This is a genomic window from uncultured Hymenobacter sp. (assembly GCF_964243305.1).
GTDB lineage: Bacteria > Bacteroidota > Bacteroidia > Cytophagales > Hymenobacteraceae > Hymenobacter.
The window spans coordinates 142,647-159,385 of record NZ_CAXTEF010000004.1 but is presented as its reverse complement, the minus strand read 5'-3'; the positions used below and the strand labels follow the sequence as shown (position 1 = coordinate 159,385).

18 protein-coding genes are annotated in these 16,739 nt (G+C 63.3%); 5 read left to right on the top strand and 13 right to left on the bottom strand.

From position 1 onward, the window contains the following. Nucleotides 1-74 precede the first annotated feature (74 nt). Nucleotides 75-1,796, bottom strand: a complete 1,722-nt coding sequence (locus ACFE70_RS04485) for an adenine deaminase (protein WP_375416521.1) — start codon at nt 1,794-1,796, stop codon at nt 75-77. A 75-nt stretch (nt 1,797-1,871) separates the two neighbouring features. Here ACFE70_RS04485 and ACFE70_RS04480 point away from each other — a divergent pair, with 75 nt between their 5' ends. The 4 genes from ACFE70_RS04480 to ACFE70_RS04465 all read left to right on the top strand — a co-directional run bounded on the left by ACFE70_RS04480 (nt 1,872) and on the right by ACFE70_RS04465 (nt 4,454). Then, on the top strand, nt 1,872-2,039 hold the full coding sequence (locus ACFE70_RS04480) for a hypothetical protein (RefSeq protein WP_375416520.1): 168 nt from the start codon (nt 1,872-1,874) through the stop codon (nt 2,037-2,039). A gap of 225 nt (nt 2,040-2,264) precedes the next feature. Continuing rightward, nucleotides 2,265-2,663 (top strand): hypothetical protein, encoded by a 399-nt coding sequence (locus ACFE70_RS04475; protein WP_375416519.1) that lies wholly within the window; start codon nt 2,265-2,267, stop codon nt 2,661-2,663. Nucleotides 2,664-2,714: 51 nt separating this feature from the next. Beyond that, nucleotides 2,715-3,395, top strand: a complete 681-nt coding sequence (gene cmk / locus ACFE70_RS04470) for a (d)CMP kinase (protein ID WP_375416518.1) — start codon at nt 2,715-2,717, stop codon at nt 3,393-3,395. Between the two features lie 183 nt (nt 3,396-3,578). Then, nucleotides 3,579-4,454 (top strand): 4-hydroxy-3-methylbut-2-enyl diphosphate reductase, encoded by an 876-nt coding sequence (locus ACFE70_RS04465; protein WP_375416517.1) that lies wholly within the window; start codon nt 3,579-3,581, stop codon nt 4,452-4,454. Between the two features lie 160 nt (nt 4,455-4,614). Here the strand turns inward: ACFE70_RS04465 and ACFE70_RS04460 are convergent, their stop codons facing one another. Further along, entirely contained in the window at nt 4,615-5,190 is a 576-nt protein-coding gene (locus ACFE70_RS04460) for an O-acetyl-ADP-ribose deacetylase (protein ID WP_375416516.1), read from the bottom strand. 335 nt (nt 5,191-5,525) lie between these two features. On the opposite strand from ACFE70_RS04460, the gene ACFE70_RS04455 reads away from it, so the two are divergent. Further along, nucleotides 5,526-7,025, top strand: coding sequence for a S8 family serine peptidase (locus ACFE70_RS04455; RefSeq protein ID WP_375416515.1), 1,500 nt, complete (start codon nt 5,526-5,528; stop codon nt 7,023-7,025). A 210-nt stretch (nt 7,026-7,235) separates the two neighbouring features. On the opposite strand, the gene ACFE70_RS04450 is transcribed toward ACFE70_RS04455, so the two are convergent. From ACFE70_RS04450 to metF, 11 genes are all read right to left on the bottom strand, one after another. After that, nucleotides 7,236-9,848 carry a DUF5686 family protein gene (locus tag ACFE70_RS04450; RefSeq protein WP_375416514.1) on the bottom strand — a complete coding sequence of 871 codons (2,613 nt, stop codon included), beginning with the start codon at nt 9,846-9,848 and terminating at the stop codon, nt 7,236-7,238. Between the two features lie 232 nt (nt 9,849-10,080). Beyond that, nucleotides 10,081-10,329: an OmpA family protein gene (locus ACFE70_RS04445; RefSeq protein WP_375416513.1), complete on the bottom strand. Its 249-nt coding sequence runs from the start codon at nt 10,327-10,329 to the stop codon at nt 10,081-10,083. A gap of 18 nt (nt 10,330-10,347) precedes the next feature. Then, nucleotides 10,348-10,515, bottom strand: coding sequence for a hypothetical protein (locus ACFE70_RS04440; protein WP_375416512.1), 168 nt, complete (start codon nt 10,513-10,515; stop codon nt 10,348-10,350). Between the two features lie 88 nt (nt 10,516-10,603). Then, on the bottom strand, nt 10,604-11,326 hold the full coding sequence (locus tag ACFE70_RS04435) for an SDR family oxidoreductase (RefSeq protein ID WP_375416511.1): 723 nt from the start codon (nt 11,324-11,326) through the stop codon (nt 10,604-10,606). A gap of 81 nt (nt 11,327-11,407) precedes the next feature. Next, a complete protein-coding gene (locus ACFE70_RS04430) occupies nt 11,408-11,647 on the bottom strand; it encodes a putative signal transducing protein (protein ID WP_375416510.1) in 240 nt (79 codons plus the stop codon). Between the two features lie 147 nt (nt 11,648-11,794). Beyond that, nucleotides 11,795-11,947, bottom strand: coding sequence for a hypothetical protein (locus ACFE70_RS04425; RefSeq protein WP_375416509.1), 153 nt, complete (start codon nt 11,945-11,947; stop codon nt 11,795-11,797). 34 nt (nt 11,948-11,981) lie between these two features. Further along, nucleotides 11,982-13,436 carry an OFA family MFS transporter gene (locus ACFE70_RS04420; RefSeq protein WP_375416508.1) on the bottom strand — a complete coding sequence of 485 codons (1,455 nt, stop codon included), beginning with the start codon at nt 13,434-13,436 and terminating at the stop codon, nt 11,982-11,984. Nucleotides 13,437-13,624: 188 nt separating this feature from the next. After that, the gene (locus ACFE70_RS04415; protein ID WP_375416507.1) at nt 13,625-14,197 is read right to left on the bottom strand and encodes a hypothetical protein; all 573 of its coding nucleotides are present in this window, start codon (nt 14,195-14,197) and stop codon (nt 13,625-13,627) included. Between the two features lie 166 nt (nt 14,198-14,363). Continuing rightward, the gene (locus ACFE70_RS04410; protein ID WP_375416506.1) at nt 14,364-14,945 is read right to left on the bottom strand and encodes an energy transducer TonB; all 582 of its coding nucleotides are present in this window, start codon (nt 14,943-14,945) and stop codon (nt 14,364-14,366) included. A 98-nt stretch (nt 14,946-15,043) separates the two neighbouring features. Continuing rightward, nucleotides 15,044-15,538, bottom strand: coding sequence for a tetratricopeptide repeat protein (locus tag ACFE70_RS04405; protein WP_375416505.1), 495 nt, complete (start codon nt 15,536-15,538; stop codon nt 15,044-15,046). 188 nt (nt 15,539-15,726) lie between these two features. After that, entirely contained in the window at nt 15,727-16,701 is a 975-nt protein-coding gene (gene metF / locus ACFE70_RS04400; RefSeq protein ID WP_375416504.1) for a methylenetetrahydrofolate reductase [NAD(P)H], read from the bottom strand. Between the last annotated feature and the right edge of the window lie 38 nt (nt 16,702-16,739).

Genomic DNA, 16,739 nt, shown 5'->3' with positions numbered 1-16,739 from the left:
CGTTGTTCTGGCAGCTGGATTACTTCCCCGAGCGAGATGCTTCGCTGGCGCTCAGCATGACCGCCTTTTTTCATTTAGCTTCCCACCACTCCCACAAACCGGAACGCCTCGCCGTCAAACAGGCCTAAGTCGCTGAGCTTGAGGCTGGGAATGACGAGCAGCGCCATAAATGAGAGCGTCATAAACGGCGCTTCGAGGCCGGAGCCCAGCTCCTTGGCCAGCTTATCGACGGCCGTGTAGGCGGCGGCCACGGCCGGGCCGGGCTGGTCGGACATGAGGCCCGCCACGGGCAGGGGGAGCAGCAGCTCGCGGCCGTCGGGGCCTACGGCCGCGAGACCGCCTTGCGCCGCAATGACCAGGTTCACGGCGCGGGCCAGGCTTTCGTCGTCGCAGCCCACGGCAGTGATGTTGTGCGAATCGTGGCCCACGCTGCTGGCCAGCGCGCCGGCCTTCAAGCCAAAGCCGTGAATGAACGCCACAGCCGGCGGCGCCTGCGCCGCGTAGCGATTCACCACGGCCAGCTTGAGCACGTCGGCCGCCCCGTCGGGCACGAGCCGGCCTTGCGCCACGCGGGGGGGGTAGGGAAAACGGCCAGTGATGAGCTGTCCATCGAAGCACTCGATGACGTTAAGCGAAATCCCTACCCCCCCTTCAGGCCCGGAAGAAGAGGGGGTAGGAATTTTTAACTCTTCAGTCTTAACTCTTAACTCCTCATATCGCAACTCAAAATCAGCTGGCCGCACGGGTTGGGCGTGGAAATTATTCACGACTTCAATCGGCGCGGCCGGCAGCTTGGCCTGGCCGCTTTCGGCCACCAGCTCGCCGTTGAGGTAGGTTTGCTGAACCCGAAAATCGGTCAGGTTATCAACCAGAATAAAGTCGGCCGGGTCGCCTTCGCGCAGCTGGCCGACGGGCAGCCGGTAATGCGCCACGGGGTTGAGGCAGGCCACTTGCAGCACCTGGAACACGTCGTGGCCCAGGGCCACGGCCCGGCGCACAAGCTGATTAATATGGCCGAGCAGCAGCGTGTCGGGGTGCTTGTCGTCGGAGCAGAACATGAGGCTCTGGTAATGCTCGGGCAGCAGCTCAATCAGGGCGTCGAAGTTGCGGGCGGCGGAGCCTTCGCGGATGAGCACTTTCAGGCCCGCGGCGAGCTTGTCGCGGGCCTCGGCGGCCGTGAAGCACTCGTGGTCGGTGCTGATGCCGGCGCTGGCGTAGCGGGCCGCATCGGCGCCGCGCAGGCCGGGCGCGTGCCCATCGACGGGGCGGCCGGCGCGGTGGGCCAGCGCTATTTTTTCCATCACGCCCGCGTCCCGGCTCAGCACGCCGGGCCAGTTCATCATCTCGGCCAGGTAGCCGATTTCCGGGTTCTCGAACAGCCGCGCGATGTCGGCGGCCGTGATTTCGGCCCCCGCCGTCTCGAAGGGCGTGGCCGGCACGCAGCTCGGCGCGCCGAAGCAAAACTTGAACGGCGAGTGGCGCGCATTGGCCAGCATGTACTCCACGCCGGCCACGCCGAGCACATTGCCGATTTCGTGGGGGTCCGAGACGGAGGCCACCGTGCCGTGCGCGACGGCCATTCGGGCAAACTCGGTGGGCACGAGCAGCGAGCTTTCCACGTGCACGTGGGCATCGACGAAGCCGGGCAGCGCGTAGGGCCGGGCCGGGCCGGGCGCGGCGAGGGGGGTAGGGACGATGGCTTGAATGCGGCCGTCGGCGACGTGCACCCTGGCCGGGCGAATGGTGCGGCCCGGGATATCGACGACGTTGGCGACAAGCGAAAAGGCAGAAGTCATGCGTTGAGCGAAAAGCGAAAAACCCGGCGGCCCGGCCGGCAAAGAACCTTAACTTTGACGTAAATGCTGCTCACTATGAAAAAATCCTGGTCGGTGCTGGTGCTGCTTTCCCTGCTGCTGGGCCTGGGCAGCAGCGCCCTGAGCGGCTGCGCTCCGCGCACGGCCCAGCAGAAGAAAACTCAGCGCTACCAGCGCCAGCACAAGCCCGGCGGCCGTATTCCCTGCCCAACGCACGACTGCTAGCTACCAGCTAGAGAGTGTGGACTGGAATGGAAAAAGAGCGTCATGCTGAGCAGAGCGATGCATGACGCTCTTTTTGCGTTGAAAACTACCTTTCTACTTACTGACCACACAGCCTAAGCCAGTGCGTGGCGCGGCCGGGCTGGCCCGGCGGCCAGCCACTTGCCAGCCTACCGCCCACTATTTGTCGCCTCAACGGGCATTTTCGACTCCTTTTCTGCCCGCCCGATGACCCCTACCCCCCCGCCGGCTGCCGAGCTAGCCGCCGCCGCCGAAATTGTGCGCCAGCAGCTGCGCGTGCCAGCCTATAACCTCGCCGCCGTGGCCGAGCTGGCGCGCTTCGTGGCCGTGGAGCGCCGGGAGCTACGGCCCAAAACCGAGCAGCATCAGGCCGTGGTGACGGCGCTGGGCTGCTTTCTGGGCGAGTGCCTGGTGCAGACCTACGGGGCCGAGTGGGCCGCCGGGCCCGGCGGGGCCACGGGGGTAGGGCTGGCGGGCCAGCTGTTTTTCAACCCGTTTTATTTGGTGGAACGGCACCTGAACCAGGGTGAAGAGGCTTCGGTGCTGGCCTTTTTTCAGTCGGTGCCGGCGCGGCTGGCGGCGCGGGCGGCGCCGCGTAAGGGCTGAATTTTGTAATCTTGCGGGGCCAATGGCCGCGCACCCTATCAAAAAAGCTCGTTGAAAAAGCTCGTCATCGCCATTGATGGTTACTCCTCGTGCGGCAAAAGCACCACCGCCAAAGCGGTGGCCGCCGTGCTGCACTACGCCTACCTCGACACGGGCGCCATGTACCGGGCCGTGACGCTGTATTTGCTCGAAAACAACATCAGCTTCGACGATTTACCCCGCATCGAGCAGGCCTTGCACGAGCTGCACATCAGCTTCCGCCGCCACCGCCGCACCGGCCGCAACGAGGTGTATCTCAACGACAAAATCCGGGAAGACGACATCCGTCAGATGCGCATTTCCAACGCCGTGAGTGAGGTGTCGGTGATTCCGGTGGTGCGCCACGCGATGGTGGCCCAGCAGCAGCGCATCGGCCGCCGGCGCGGCGTGGTGATGGACGGCCGCGATATTGGCACCACCGTTTTCCCCGATGCCGAGGTCAAGGTATTTATGACCGCCGACGTGGAGGTGCGCGCCCGTCGCCGCGAAGAGGAACTGGCGGCCAAAGGCGAAATCGTGCCACTGGAGGTCATTATCGAAAACCTGCGCAAGCGCGACCGCATCGACTCGACCCGCGCCGAAAGCCCGCTGCGCCGCGCCGCCGACGCCGTCTTGCTCGACACGACGCACATCACGATTGATGAGCAGGTCGATTTCGTGCTGGAACGGGTGTCGGCCGCGCTGTTTGGTTGAAGGAAGGGGGGTAGGGAAGTAGCGCGGACTCTGTAGTCCGCGAGTGCGCCGCTAGTGTCGTTGACCCGCGGACTACAGAGTCCGCGCTACTTCCACTTGCGGGCTCGCAGACTCCGCGCTACTTCCGGCCCTACCTTTGCGGGGCCCGAACCCGGCCCCGGCGCGGGGTGTTATCCTGCCAGCATGAGAGTCACGATTGATAAGAATTCCGGTTACTGCTTCGGCGTCGAGTTCGCCATTCAGATGGCCGAAGATGAGCTGGCCCACGGGCAGCAGCTCTACTGCCTCGGCGACATCGTGCACAACCGCATGGAAGTCGAACGCCTGCACGCGCTGGGTTTGCGCATCATCGACCGCGAGCAGCTCGGCACGCTGCACGACACCAAGGTCCTCATCCGCGCCCACGGCGAGCCGCCGGAAACGTATCAGTTGGCTCTAGCCAACAACCTGGAGCTGATTGACGCCTCCTGCCCGGTGGTGCTCAAGCTCCAAAACCGGGTCAAGCACGCCTTCGACGCCAGCCAGCGGCAAGACGGCCAGATTGTGATTTACGGGCAGCCCGGCCACGCCGAAGTGGCGGGCCTGACCGGCCAGACCGGCAACCGCGCCCTCATCGTGATGAACGAGGCTGACCTCGACCAGGTCGATTTCAGCCGGCCCGTCACGCTTTTCAGCCAGACCACCAAGAGCACGGCCGGCTTCTACCGCATGAAGGCCCTGATGGAGGCCCGCATTCAGGCCGCCGGCGGGTCACTGGACAGCTTCGACGCCAACGACAGCATCTGCCGGCAGGTAAGCAACCGCGAGCCGGCCCTGAATAAGTTTGCCGCCGAGCACGACGTAATCTTATTCGTAAGCGGGCGCAAAAGCTCTAATGGCAAGGCTCTGTTCTCAGTTGTCAATGGGGTGAATCCGCGCAGCTATTTTATTGAGAACGAAGCCGAAGTACTCGATGAGTGGTTGGAGGGCGCACAGTCGGTTGGCATTTGTGGGGCCACCAGCACGCCGCTCTGGCTCATGGAGCGCGTGGCCGGGCGCGTGGCACCGGTGGCAGTGTAAAGCTGGCGGGCATTTCCTACCCCCTGCCGTTTGTCATGCTGAGCTTGCGAAGTATCTTATCAGGTCAGAACACGCAGTAATCAACGATTGCCGCTCGTTCTCCGGCGAGAAGATGCTTCCTTCGTCAGCATGACAAACAGCAGGGGGTAGGAAATGCAGATTAAGTGGATATTCTACTCAGTTCCTGCTCATACAACTGTCGGCTGGCCTCATCAAAAGCCACGAAAACTACTATTCCGGGGAAGTCATTTTCGGCTAAGAATGCCTGCGCCTCGCGCACGGCAATGGCTGCCGCTTCGGCTTTCGGGTAGCCGTAAATGCCAGTGCTGATGCCAGGGAAAGCCACGCTTTCCAACTCATTTTCGGCGGCCAGGCGCAGGCTGTGGCGATAGCAGCCGGCCAGTAATTCCGGTTCGCCGTGGCGGCCGTTTTGCCAGACCGGGCCAACGGTGTGAATGACGTATTCGGCTGGCAGCCGGCCACCCGTCGTGATAACCGCTTCGCCAGTTTTGCAGCCACCCTGCCGGGCCCGGATGGCGCGGCACTCGACCAGTATCTGCGGGCCGCCGGCGCGGTGAATAGCGCCATCGACTCCGCCGCCGCCGAGCAGGCTGGAATTGGCGGCGTTGACGATGGCCGTGGTATTGAGCCGGGTAATATCGGCTTGCACGAGGTGCAGGCGGCCGAAGGTCTGGGCCTCGTTGAGCCAGTTAAGGGGGGTAGGGAAATCAGACATTGAAATTTTGTTCTTGAAAATTAAGTAGTATAACTGCTACAAACAGTCACTTAATTAATTTACATTTAATTAAGTGACTGTTTGTAGCAGGAGAAAGTAAAACAGTTTGCTTATTGGCAAGCGAGGTAAAATTAAATTAATTTTTAGTATATATAGTGTCATTTTCGGGTTTTTTAGGCTATGTGGGCCTGCTTATAATATTAAATAACCAAAAGTTGTAGTTACTATTTATCCTGAAATAATTAGGTGATTTAAGAAATAAATTTAAACTTTGGGAAACTTTACTGCAATTCTTCAACGTCTGTCAGCGCAACATCCACCACTTACTTCAGTACATGAATAATAAGTTCTCCACTCACAAATTTCTACCTGTGCTGGGCCTGGGCCTGCTCTTTACCTTCGGATGCAGCAAAGAAGATTTGCAGCCCACCGACAATACGACTGCCCGCACGACGCAGCAGGCCGTAAGCCAGGATGCTGCCGCGGTGACGCTGCACGCCAAAAACTACATTATCATTGCCAGCGGCGACCAGCTGCCCGCTGACATTGCCGAGCAAACCAAGTCGGCTAACGGCACCGTGACGGCTTTGCTGAGCGAAATCGGCTTGGCTACGGCCAGTTCCGATGACCCAAACTTCGCGGCCAAAGCGGCCCGCATTTCGGGCGTGCGCTCAGTGGTGCGCGACTTCACCTACCAGGGTTTCGACCCGCAAAAAGAGCGCTCGGTGGACGCAACAGCCGACAACACCAACCCGGCGAGCACTGGCGACAGCAACCCCTTCTTCCCGCTTCAGTGGGGCGCAACGGCCATTCAGGCACCTGAGGCCTGGAACACCGGCGCTCAGGGTGAGGGCGTCGTGGTGGCTGACCTCGACAGCGGCTTCGACCTGACCCACCCCGATTTGCAGCCCAATATTGTTGGCAGTGCTTCCTTCGTGACTGGCGAAGGCGCGCAGTTCCGGGGCGCGGGCTCCAGCCACGGCACCCACACGGCCGGCACCATTGCCGCCGTCGATAACAGCCGGGGCGTGATTGGTATTGCCCCGAAAGCCAAGCTACTGTTGGTCAAGGTGCTGCGTGATTCTGGCTCGGGCTCGTTTTCTTGGATGATCCAAGGCATTTTGTACGCAGTGCAGCAAAACGCGGCCGTTATCAACATGAGCCTGGGCGCAGCCATTCCGCGCAATGGCCGGTACCTGGACGACAACGGCACGCCCACCGACCTGTCGGACGACTTTATCATCAACGATACTAAAGCCACGCAGGAGCTGCTGGTCGCCATCAGCAAAGCCACTGGCTACGCTACCCGGCAGGGGGTTACCATCATTGCCTCGGCCGGCAACGACGCCAACAACGGCAACCAGGACCAGTCGCTGGCCCACATCCCGGCTGACGCGACGGGTGTAATCTCTATCTCCTCGACGGCCCCGATAGGCTGGGCCAATGCGCCGCTGACCACCAACCTGGACCGCTTCGCTTCTTACTCGAACTACGGCACGTCGGCCATCGATTTCGCGGCTCCCGGCGGCGACTTCGCCTACCCCACCAATGAACTGGTAGTCTTCCGCGGCGTGCGTCAGTACACCTGGGCCCTGGACATGGTGCTGAGCACGGCCAAGAACGGCGGCTACACCTGGATGGCTGGCACGAGCATGGCTGCGCCCCACGCCACCGGCGTAGCGGCCCTCATCATCGGCAAAAACGGCGGCCACATGGACCCCGCCCGCGTGGAAGCCACGCTGCGGGCCTCGGCCGACGACCTAGGCAAGCCCGGCCGCGATGAGTTCTACGGCTACGGCCGCATCAACGCCCTGCGCGCCGTCACGCAGTTTTAAGGTAATAAGTGAAGGCGCGTGCGCCTTTGCTTAGCAAGCTGGGAAGCCCCTTTTAAAGCAAGTGAGACTACTTGTTTTGGAAGGGGCTTCTTCGTGCTTTATGGCTGAGCCAGGGCGGTTCGGGGCTTGACCCAGCGGGGTGGTTGCTGCTCGGCTTATTTATCTATTGGCTGCGCCAACGGCAGGGGGTAGGGAATGAATCTAATCTGTTCAAAGGCGGAACTGGAAGCCGGCCTTGATGCCGAAGTTGTTGGCGCCGGGCAGGTGGCGGTAGGTGACGCGGTGCAGGAAATCGAGGCGCACTACCTTGAAGATGTTCTCGACGCCGTAGCTGACTTCGGCGTAGGGCAGCCGGCCCAGCGAATTGAGGCGGGTGAGGGGCCGGCCGGCCTGGTCGGTGGGGGGTAGGAGGCGGCGGTTGGCGCCGCTCAGGTCGCCGTAGAGCAGGTTGGCCGAGCCCACCAGACGCCAGTTCAGGCGCCGGACCAGGGGTAGGGAATTGAGCAGCAGGCCCTCGAAGTGCTGCTCGACGCGCACCGACACCGAGCGGTCGGTGACGAACTCGAAGTAGCGCATCAGATTAAACGAGTTCTGATTCAGGAAGGGCGTTTGATTGCCGAGCGGCGTCTTGAGGACGGGGTAGGGAACCGGGGTCGGGATGTAATTGCCTTCGAGGCGGTAGCTCAGGCGCCCGAGCTGGCCGGTGGCCACGCTATGGGTCAGCAGCAGGTTCAGCTTGTGGTAGCCGAAGTCGGCGCCGAGCACCCGGTTGAGGCCGATGGTGTAGCGCAAGGTGAGCACGGGCCACTTTTTGAGGCCAATGGCGCGGCGGCGGTTTTCGCTCTGCACCAGGTTTTCGTCGCGGGCGTAGCGCGATTCGAGCACCACCTCGGCCAGGTTGAACTCGCGGCCTAGGCCGGGGGGGGTAGGGCCCGGACCGGGCGCGGGCCGGGGCTCGCCGCCGGGATAATAGGCGAAATCGTGCTGCGGATTGAAGTGCTGGTGGCGCAGCGTGAGGGTCTGGGTGAAGCCGTGAAACAGGTCGCGCTGCGCCGAGACGGCCGTCAGGTCGCGCAGCACCGGCCGGCCCTGCCGGAAGCGCCCCCAGCGCGAAGCGGCCACGAACAGGTTGTTGTCAGAGAGAAAATCATTGTCGAGCAAGGCAATCTGCTCCACGTCGTGGCGGTATTCCAGGCTCAGCACCGTCCAGTGGCGGCGCTCGACGATGCGGCTGGTTTTCAGGCCGTACTTAAAGCGCCCGTCGCGGGTGCCGTAGGCCAGGTAGCCCTGCGTGACGGTGCGCTTGCTGATGTCGGGCGTGGTGCGGAAGCCCAGCCGGAAGCGGTGGCCCTCGAAATCGTTGTAGGCGTAGGTGTTTAGTATCGGGCCCAGCTCCAGCTTGCCCACCCGCTTGTAGCCGTTGACGAACAGCTCCACGTAGTCGAGCACATTGCGCACCGAGGGCAGCTGCTTGGCCGAGTCGAGCACGGCAAACGTCTGCTGCTCGCTCAAACTTAGCGTGTCGGGCCGGTGCTGGTCGAAGTAGCCGGGGCCGGTGGGGCCCTGGCCGGTCAGGGCGCTGGTCAGCGCGTCGTCGCCAGGGCCGCTGGGCGCGCTCAGCGGGTCGCTCACCTGCCCGGCCACGTTCACCGGCACATCGTAGAAGCCGGCTTCGTGGGCTACGTTGCGGGCGAAGTTGGAGTTGATGGTGGTCAGGCGCACGCGCATGGCGGCCTGCCCCTGGTAGGGTTGCACCCCGAACACGAGGCGGGTGCGGGTGGGCAGGCCCGGCCCCTGGTCGGGCGGGGTCAGGTCCTGGAAGATGCGCAAATCGGTGATGAAGTTGATGTTAGCATTGGCGTTGGCTACCAGGTCCACGCGGCGCAGGGCGTAGGTGCCGGCCGTAATCCAAATAGTGCCCCGAAACGCCAAGTCGTGGCTGCGTTTGGGCTTGACGGCAATCTGATAGCACCAATCCTTATCAACATTCACCGAGTCGACCAGCTCGTAGTCGTACGTCAGGCGCCCGCCCTCGGCGATGGGCGAGATGAAGTCCTTGCTGAGGATATTCTGCCAGTTCGGGTAGAAGTCAAAGTTCTGAATATTAGAGCCCAGCAGCTGCGAGAGCACCGAGCCTTCGCGCGGGCCCAGGCCGCGCATCTGGCGGTGCTGAATGTCTTCGCGGCGACGCAGGGGGCTGTATTTCTGATACATGCGCGAGCCGACCTCGGAGGCGAAGATGGGCAGAGGCGCGTCGGGGTCGGCGGCGGCGGCGGCACCGCGGCGCACGGCCAGCGCCCGCATGTCCTGCACGGCCTTGCGCTTGGCCAGGCGGGCGGGCAGGTTGGCCAGGGCTACTTCGGTGCGGTTATAAGAGTCGAACTCGGCGGCCTGGAGCGTGGCGCGGTCGTTCTGGGGGCGGTGGCGCTGCACTTCGCGCAGGATGCGGAAGGCCGGGTTTTCGGGCTGGCGCGACAAGACGACGACTTCGGCCAGCGCCACGCCGCCCGGCCGCAGCCGGAAAAGCACGGTCTGGGTGGTGGCACTGGTATCGATTGCGAGCTTGCGCCGCTGGGTAGCAAAGCCCAGCGCCGAGGCCGCGATGGAATCGGGCGTGGGCCCGCTCAGCGCCAGCACCAGCCGAAAGCGACCCCCCAAGTTGGCTGTGGCGCCGCTGCTGGTGCCGGGCACGAACACCGACGCGAACGGCACCGGCTCGCCGCTAGCCGCCTCCACCACCTGCCCGCTAATGACGAGGCGCTGGGCCAGGGCCGGCTGCGCGCCCAGCAGTGCCAGCAGCAACAGCAACGTCAGAATTTTCATTAAATGAGCTGATAGGGGCGTAGCAATTTAAACAAGGGCTGATTGCCTTGCAAATTAGGCAACACGTGCCACGATATCGGCAGGTTCCGAAGCGCTAGCTAATAATTTCTGTCGGCCGCGCCAAACCGCTCCGGCTGGCCTGTAGGGCGTCTTCGCCTAGTTCTCACGGCAGCGGCACAAGTACCGCGCGGCAGTTGCGCGGGCGCTGGGTGGGGTCGGCGTTGTTGGCGACTTAGCGACGGGCTGGGTGCCGCCGGAGCGCCGCCGTAGCCTCGGGGCCGCCGGCACTCCGCAGCCACGCTGTGGGCGCCGGGTAGAGGCATACCACTTCGGCGCGCTGCTGCGAAAGCTGGTGGTTCAGTTCGGCGCTGCCCTGGTTGTCGGTGTGGCCCTGCACTTCGAGGCGCGGGCCGGGGCGTTGGCGCAGGGCGGCGGGCCACCGGGCCTGGCTTTGCCCGAAGTACAGCGCCGGTAGCACCACGGGCTGATTCTCTGCCAATCAGGCCCCGGCCGCCGCGCCCAGCCGCGCGGCCGAGTTCGGCAGCGGCGTGGGTTGAGCCGGGTTGGCGGTGGGATGGGGGGTAGGGATTTGGGCCGGGGTTGGCGTTGCCGCGCCCGTCGGGGCCAGCAGGAGCAGTAGAAAACGCCGTTCTCCCAGCCAGATCATGGCGCGAGAACGGCGTTTTTTGAGTTAAAAGTGAGGAGTTAAAAGTCAGATAACTGGTTTTAACTCCTCACTTTTAACTTCCTTGTACTTACCAGGGCAGGGTTTCTTCCTGATGAAAATAGCCGCCCGTGGGGCCTTCGGCGGGCAGCAGGGCCAGGCGCACGGCGGTGCGGGCGCCCTCGGCGGGGCTGAGCGGGGCACCGGGGCCGCCCAAATCGGTGGCGACCCAGCCGGGGTGGGCGGCGTTAACTTTCACATTTGTATTAGCCAATTGTTGGGCGGCTACGGCCGTGAGCATGTTGAGCGCGGCCTTGCTGGAGGTGTAGCCGGGCGTGGCCCAGGTGCCGCCTTGCCCCGAGCTAATCGCTGAAATCGAGCCCAGAATGGAGGAGTGATTGACGACGCGCCCGGCCGGCGATTTTTTCAGCAGCGGCAGCACGGCCTGCGTGATGGCGTAGGGGCCGAAGACGTTGGTTTCGTAGGTCTGACGCAGCGAGTCGACGCTCACCTCACCATTTTCCTGGTCGAAATCGTGCTGCACGCCGGCGTTGTTGACGAGAATATCGAGCCGGCCGAACTTCTCCTCCAGGAAGGGGGGTAGGGCGGCAATGTCGGCGGCGCTGGTCACGTCGAGATTTACGGCGTAAGCATCGAGGCCAGCCTGGCGAAGCTCGGCAGCAGCCGCTTCAGCCTTGCCCTGGCGGGCGCCGAGCACCACGCTGATGCCCTGCTGGCCGAGCTGGCGGGCGATTTCGAGGCCCAGCCCTTTGTTGGCGCCCGTGATGAGCGCTACTTTCTTATCCGTTGTCATAAGCGAGAAATGAAAATGCGGCTCTAGAAGCCGCGGCGGCCCCGAATGGTTTGGCAAAGGCTAGCGGACTGGGTGGCGCGCTTATTCCTCGTCGGGCAGCACGAACATCGGGGCTGCGTCCTCACTGAGGATGCGCTGGGCCTCGGCCGCATCCTGCTCGCGCACGTGCAGGCGCACCTGCCCGCCGATGGTGACGCCGTAGGGCCGGGTTTCGTTGCTCAGGAAGCAGCGGATGCCGGCTGCTTCGAGGCGGGTACGGGCCACGTGGGCGCTCATCAGGTTGTAGAAGGAAGTCAGGACGACGATGGCGTGGGCGGGCATGGCGGCGGGGAGGGGGTAGGGATTGGACCAGTAACAAAAAAGCACCCGGTCGGGTGCTTTTTTGATTTTCTCGCAGCAGCGTGGACTTAGTAGTCCGCGCTTGGGCAACTCAACTGGTACGGGCGCGGACTACCGAGTCTACGCTACTTACTGGAACAAGGCCAGTGCTTTAATGAACGTTTGGGAAACGCCCCAGGCCAGGGGAATGCCCACGAACAGCCAGGCCAATACGGCTGAGCCGCCGGAGCCCGCCGCCTTCGTGGAAGGCACGGGCGTGAAAGAATCGGTTTGCGGAGTCATCTTGAGAGGAGATTAGGCAAGTGAAAACGGGAGCTTAGTGCCCGGCCGAGGCGGCCGTCACGACGCCTTTATAAGCGTAGCGCTCATTGACGGCTGTCACGAGCATATTGGCGATGAAGCCGACGACGAGCAAGCCGGCCATAGTGTAAAACACGGTCTGATAAGCGGCGGCGCCGGTCAGGCCCTTGGCCTTCTGATTATCGTGCAAGTAATTGACCAGCAGTGGCCCCAGGATACCGGCCGTGGACCAGGCCGTGAGCAGCCGCCCGTGGATAGCGCCCACCTGCATGGTGCCGAACAAGTCGCGCAGATACGCCGGAATGGTGGCAAAGCCGCCACCGTACATGCTCAGAATAACGCAGCACACTACCACAAACAAGGTGAGCGAGGCGCCCGCCATCAGGGTGGGCGCCAGGGCGTAGAGCAGAACGCCCAACCCGAAATAAATCATGTACGTGGGCTTGCGGCCCAGCTTATCGGAGGCCGACGACCAGAAAAAGCGGCCCAGCAGGTTGAACAAGCTGAGCAAGCCCACGAAGCCGGCGGCGGCGGCAGCCGTCACGCCCCGGCCCGCGCCCAGGTTCGCATCCGAGAAGGTTTCCTGAATAAGCGGCGACGCCGTTTCGAGCACGCCGATGCCGGCCGTCACGTTGCAGAGCAGCACCACCCACAGCAGCCAGAACTGCGGCGTGCGGATGGCGTTGTCGGCGTCCACGTTCGAGGTCGTAATCAGGGCGCTGTGCTGGGCGTTGGGCACGTAGCCGGCGGGCTTCCAGCCTTCGGCCGGCACCCGGATGGTGAACACACCGAATAGCATGAACAGCAGGTAGATAATGCCCATCGTGATGAACGTGGGCGCCACGCCCATCGGCGCGTTGGGGCCTTTGAAGTAGGCCATGAGGGCCACGGCCAGCGGCGAGCCAATCATGGCGCCGCCGCCAAAGCCCATGATGGCCATGCCCGTGGCCACGCCGGGCCGGTCGGGAAACCACTTAATCAGGGTGCTGACGGGCGAGATGTAGCCAATGCCCAGGCCGATGCCGCCCACGAAGCCGTAGCCGAAATACACGAGCCAGAGGTTGTGCAGGTGCACGCCGAGCGCGGCAATCAGGAAGCCGCCGCCAAAGCACAGGGCCGAGGCCAGCATGGCCTTGCGCGGCCCCACCCGCTCGAGCCACTTGCCAAACACGGCCGCCGAGAGCCCCAGCAGCACGATGGCGATAGAAAAAATCACGGCCAGCTGGCCCGGCGTCCAGTCCAGGGCGTCGGGCTGGTCCACGTTGCCGCTAATGAGGGCGCCCATAGGTTTTTTAAACACGCTAAAGGCGTAGGCCTGCCCGATGGCCAGGTGGATGGCGAGCGCGGCGGGCGGCACCAGCCAGCGGTTGTAGCCGGGGCCGGCCACGGTGCGGCTGCGGTCTAGAAAGGAAGAAGCGTTTTCGGCCATGCGGGGGGGTAGGGATTTGGATGAAGAGTGAGAAGTGAGCAAGTGAGGCAGCCCGGCAAAAGTTGAGACGCGAAAAGCCCGCTGCGCTGCCGGTCGCCTAACCGGGTCAGGTTGAGCGTCAGCAAGGTAGCGGCCTTTTACGGGGTTTCAGGTTTATGAAGTTAGAAACTTTGCTAATTAGCTATAGTAGCCCGGCGGCGGCTCGGTTTCGGCGGCGGACACCGGCGTCCTCAGCGGTGGGCGGCGGGCGCGTTGGCTGGGGGCGAGCCGGTCAGGGTACGCAGCTCTTTCACGCTGCGGTTGGCTTGCAGGGCCTTGAACTCGGCCTGCCAGGCGCGAATGCGCACCTCGTCGCGGGCGGGCAGGTCGAGGCGGACGCGGGCCAACTCGGCGTTGAGGCGCTTATAGGTGTCGGCGGCGTAGTCCCAGTCGCGGGCGCTCCACTGCCGGCGGCTGGCGCGGGTCTGGCGCAGCAGTTGGGCGTAGGCACTGCCGATGGTGGCGGGCGTCAGGGCACCAAGCTGGTTTTGATAGGGGCCTAGCAGGTATTGGTCGGCGGCCACCTGCTTGCTGGTTTGCAGGGGCTGGCTTTTGCGGGCGCGGTTGCTGGAGTCAAGGCGGGCAGCGGCGCTGCCCACGCGGCGCAGGCTGCGGCCGGCGCTGCGGGCCACGGTGTCGAGCTTGCTCAGGCCCTCGCGGGCCACTGCCTGCCGCTCGCGCGGGGTCGAGTCGCAGGCGCTGAGCAGCAGCAGGGGGGGTAGGAAAAGTAGCGCCAGTGCGCGGCAGCTAAGAGCGTGGGGCATAGCAAAAGGAAAAAAGCAAAGGGGATAGGAAACCGGGCAGCAAAAGCCTCCAGTTTCCTACCCCCAACGAATCACTCCGGCTCCGGGTTGGTTTGGCCCGCACCGGCCTCCCTACCCCCCCCGCGGCGGGTAAGGCGCGCCGACTGCTGGTTTGGCGCGCCGCGACCTAGCGCGTGAGCAGCTTAAACGTAAAGGGCAGCTCAAACTCGACCGGCACGGCCCGCGTGCCCACGCGGGCCGGAACCCACTGGTCCGGGATTTTCTGGCTTATGCGCAGGGCCTCTTCGTCGCAGCCGCCGCCCAGGCGCTGCACCAAGTGGTGCCCCGAAGCGTGGCCCAGCGTATCAATTATCATCCCTACTATCACCTTGCCTTGCAGCTGCTGGTCCTGCGCTTGCTGCGGATACACCACTTTCGAGGTGTAGGCGGCCAGCGCCGCATCACCGCCAATGTAAAGCGGCGGCTGGTCTACGAGGCGGCGGGCCCAGTTGCCGGCCGTCATCTCCGCGTTGTAGTTCATCTGCTCCACGGGGCGGTAGAAGAGCAGCTTTTTCTCGGTGTGGTCGTAGCGCTGCACGGTCACCTGCCGCTTTGAGGCGGTGTAGCCGTAGTACTCCCAGACGCCGACCTTTTCTTTTTTATCCATCACCCCGCTTTCCCACTGAGTAGTGCGGTTTTGCTGCGCGAATACCTGAATCGGAATAAAAAGAATAAATAGAAGAGCGTAAAAATAATTTGTATTTTTCATAGGTAATAGTGCCAGTAAATTAGAAATTGCCCATTCCTACTAGCAAGAAGCCGGTAAGAGCGGAAAGTTACTGTTTGCCGCGCACTTCCCCAAAAATCCTACCCTATTTCTCCATCCCGGTTTTCGGCCAGGCGCTCGCGCAGCTCGCGGCGCTGCTCGCCCAGGCCAGGCAGGTGGGGGCACAGCCCGGCCAGCCGGTTGAGCACCCGCAGCGCCCGCCGCACCTCGCCGAGCTGCCGCAGGATGATGGCCTGCCCGCCCAGCGCCCCAAAATGGCGCGGTTCGCGGCGCAGCGTCTGGGCGATGTCGCGCAGCGAGGCCCGGTATTCGCCGCGCAGGTAGTAGGCCGTGGCGCGCTTGTTCCAGCCCTCGGCGTAGTCAGGAATAGCGGCGATAAGCTCATCGAACTCGGCAATGGCCAGCGTGTGGTCGCCGGCGCTCATAGCGCGCATCCCGGCCTCCAACAGCTTGTCCGGGCCGGGCTCGCCGGTGCTGAGCCAGATTTGCCAGATGCCGCTTTGCAGCGCCTCAATCTCCAGCGGGGCCGTGGCCGTGCGCAGGCGCTCAAACAGCTCGTCGAGTTCAGTTGGCATGGAAGCTTTTTTCGATTGATAATTAACAAGGAGCAATTAACGAATAAGAACGTCATGCTGAGCGCAGCGAAGCATCTGGCCGGGGAAAGTAACCTAATCGTTGCAGAAGCTGATTACTGCTGCCCGCGAGATGCTTCGCTGCGCTCAGCATGACGTTCTTATTCGTTAATTGCTCCTTGCTCCTTAACTTAAAACAGCTCTTTAGCCACTTTGCGGATGCTCTCGGCCTTGCCCATGCTGTAGTAGTGCAGGCAGGGTACGCCGTGGGCCATCAGCTCGCGGCTCTGGTTGAGGCACCACTCCACGCCCACGCGGCGCACGGCCTCGTTGTCGGGGCAGTGGTGCACGGCGTCGGCCAGCTCCTCCGGGATGTTGAGGAAAAATGTGCGCGGCAGCATCGTGAGCTGGCTTTTGGTGGTGAGCGGCTTAAGGCCGGGGATGATGGGCACGAGGATGCCGGCCGCCCGGCAGCGCCGTTCAAACTTGAAAAACTCCTCGTTGTCGAAAAACATCTGGGTCACGATGTAGTCGGCGCCGGCGTCTACCTTGGCTTTGAGGTAGCGCATGTCGGCGCCCAGGTTGGGCGCCTCGAAGTGCTTTTCGGGGTAGCCGGCCGTGCCGATGCAGAAGTTGGCGGCCCAGGCATCGCAGCCCTCGGCCTGGTAGGTTTCGTCGTGGTCGTGGTAGCGCCCCTTGTTAAGGCCCGCGATTTGGGCAATCAGGCCGTCGGCGTAGGCGTGGCCGTCGGGGTGGGGCTGGAAGTGGCCCTCGGTTTTCACTGGGTCGCCGCGCAGGGCCAGCACGTTGTCGATGCCCAGAAAGTGCAGGTCAATCAGCGCGTTCTCGGTTTCTTCCTTCGTAAAGCCGCCGCAAATCAGGTGCGGCACGGTGTCGACGTCGAAGCGGTTTTTGATGGCCGCGCAGATGGCCACCGTGCCCGGCCGCTTGCGCACGGCCCGCCGCACGAAGCCGCCGCCCGGCCGCTCGCGCAAGACGAACTCCTCGCGGTGATACGTCACGTCGATAAACGGCGGTTTGAATTCGAGCAGCGGCTCGATGTTGGCGAACAGCGTCTGGATGTTCTCGCCCTTGCGGGGGGGTAGGACTTCGAAGGAGAAGAGGGTCTTGCCGTTGGCGCGGCTCAGGTGTTCAGTGACTTTCATGGGGGTAGGGGCAGGGCTGGCCCCCGCCCGTTGTTGAA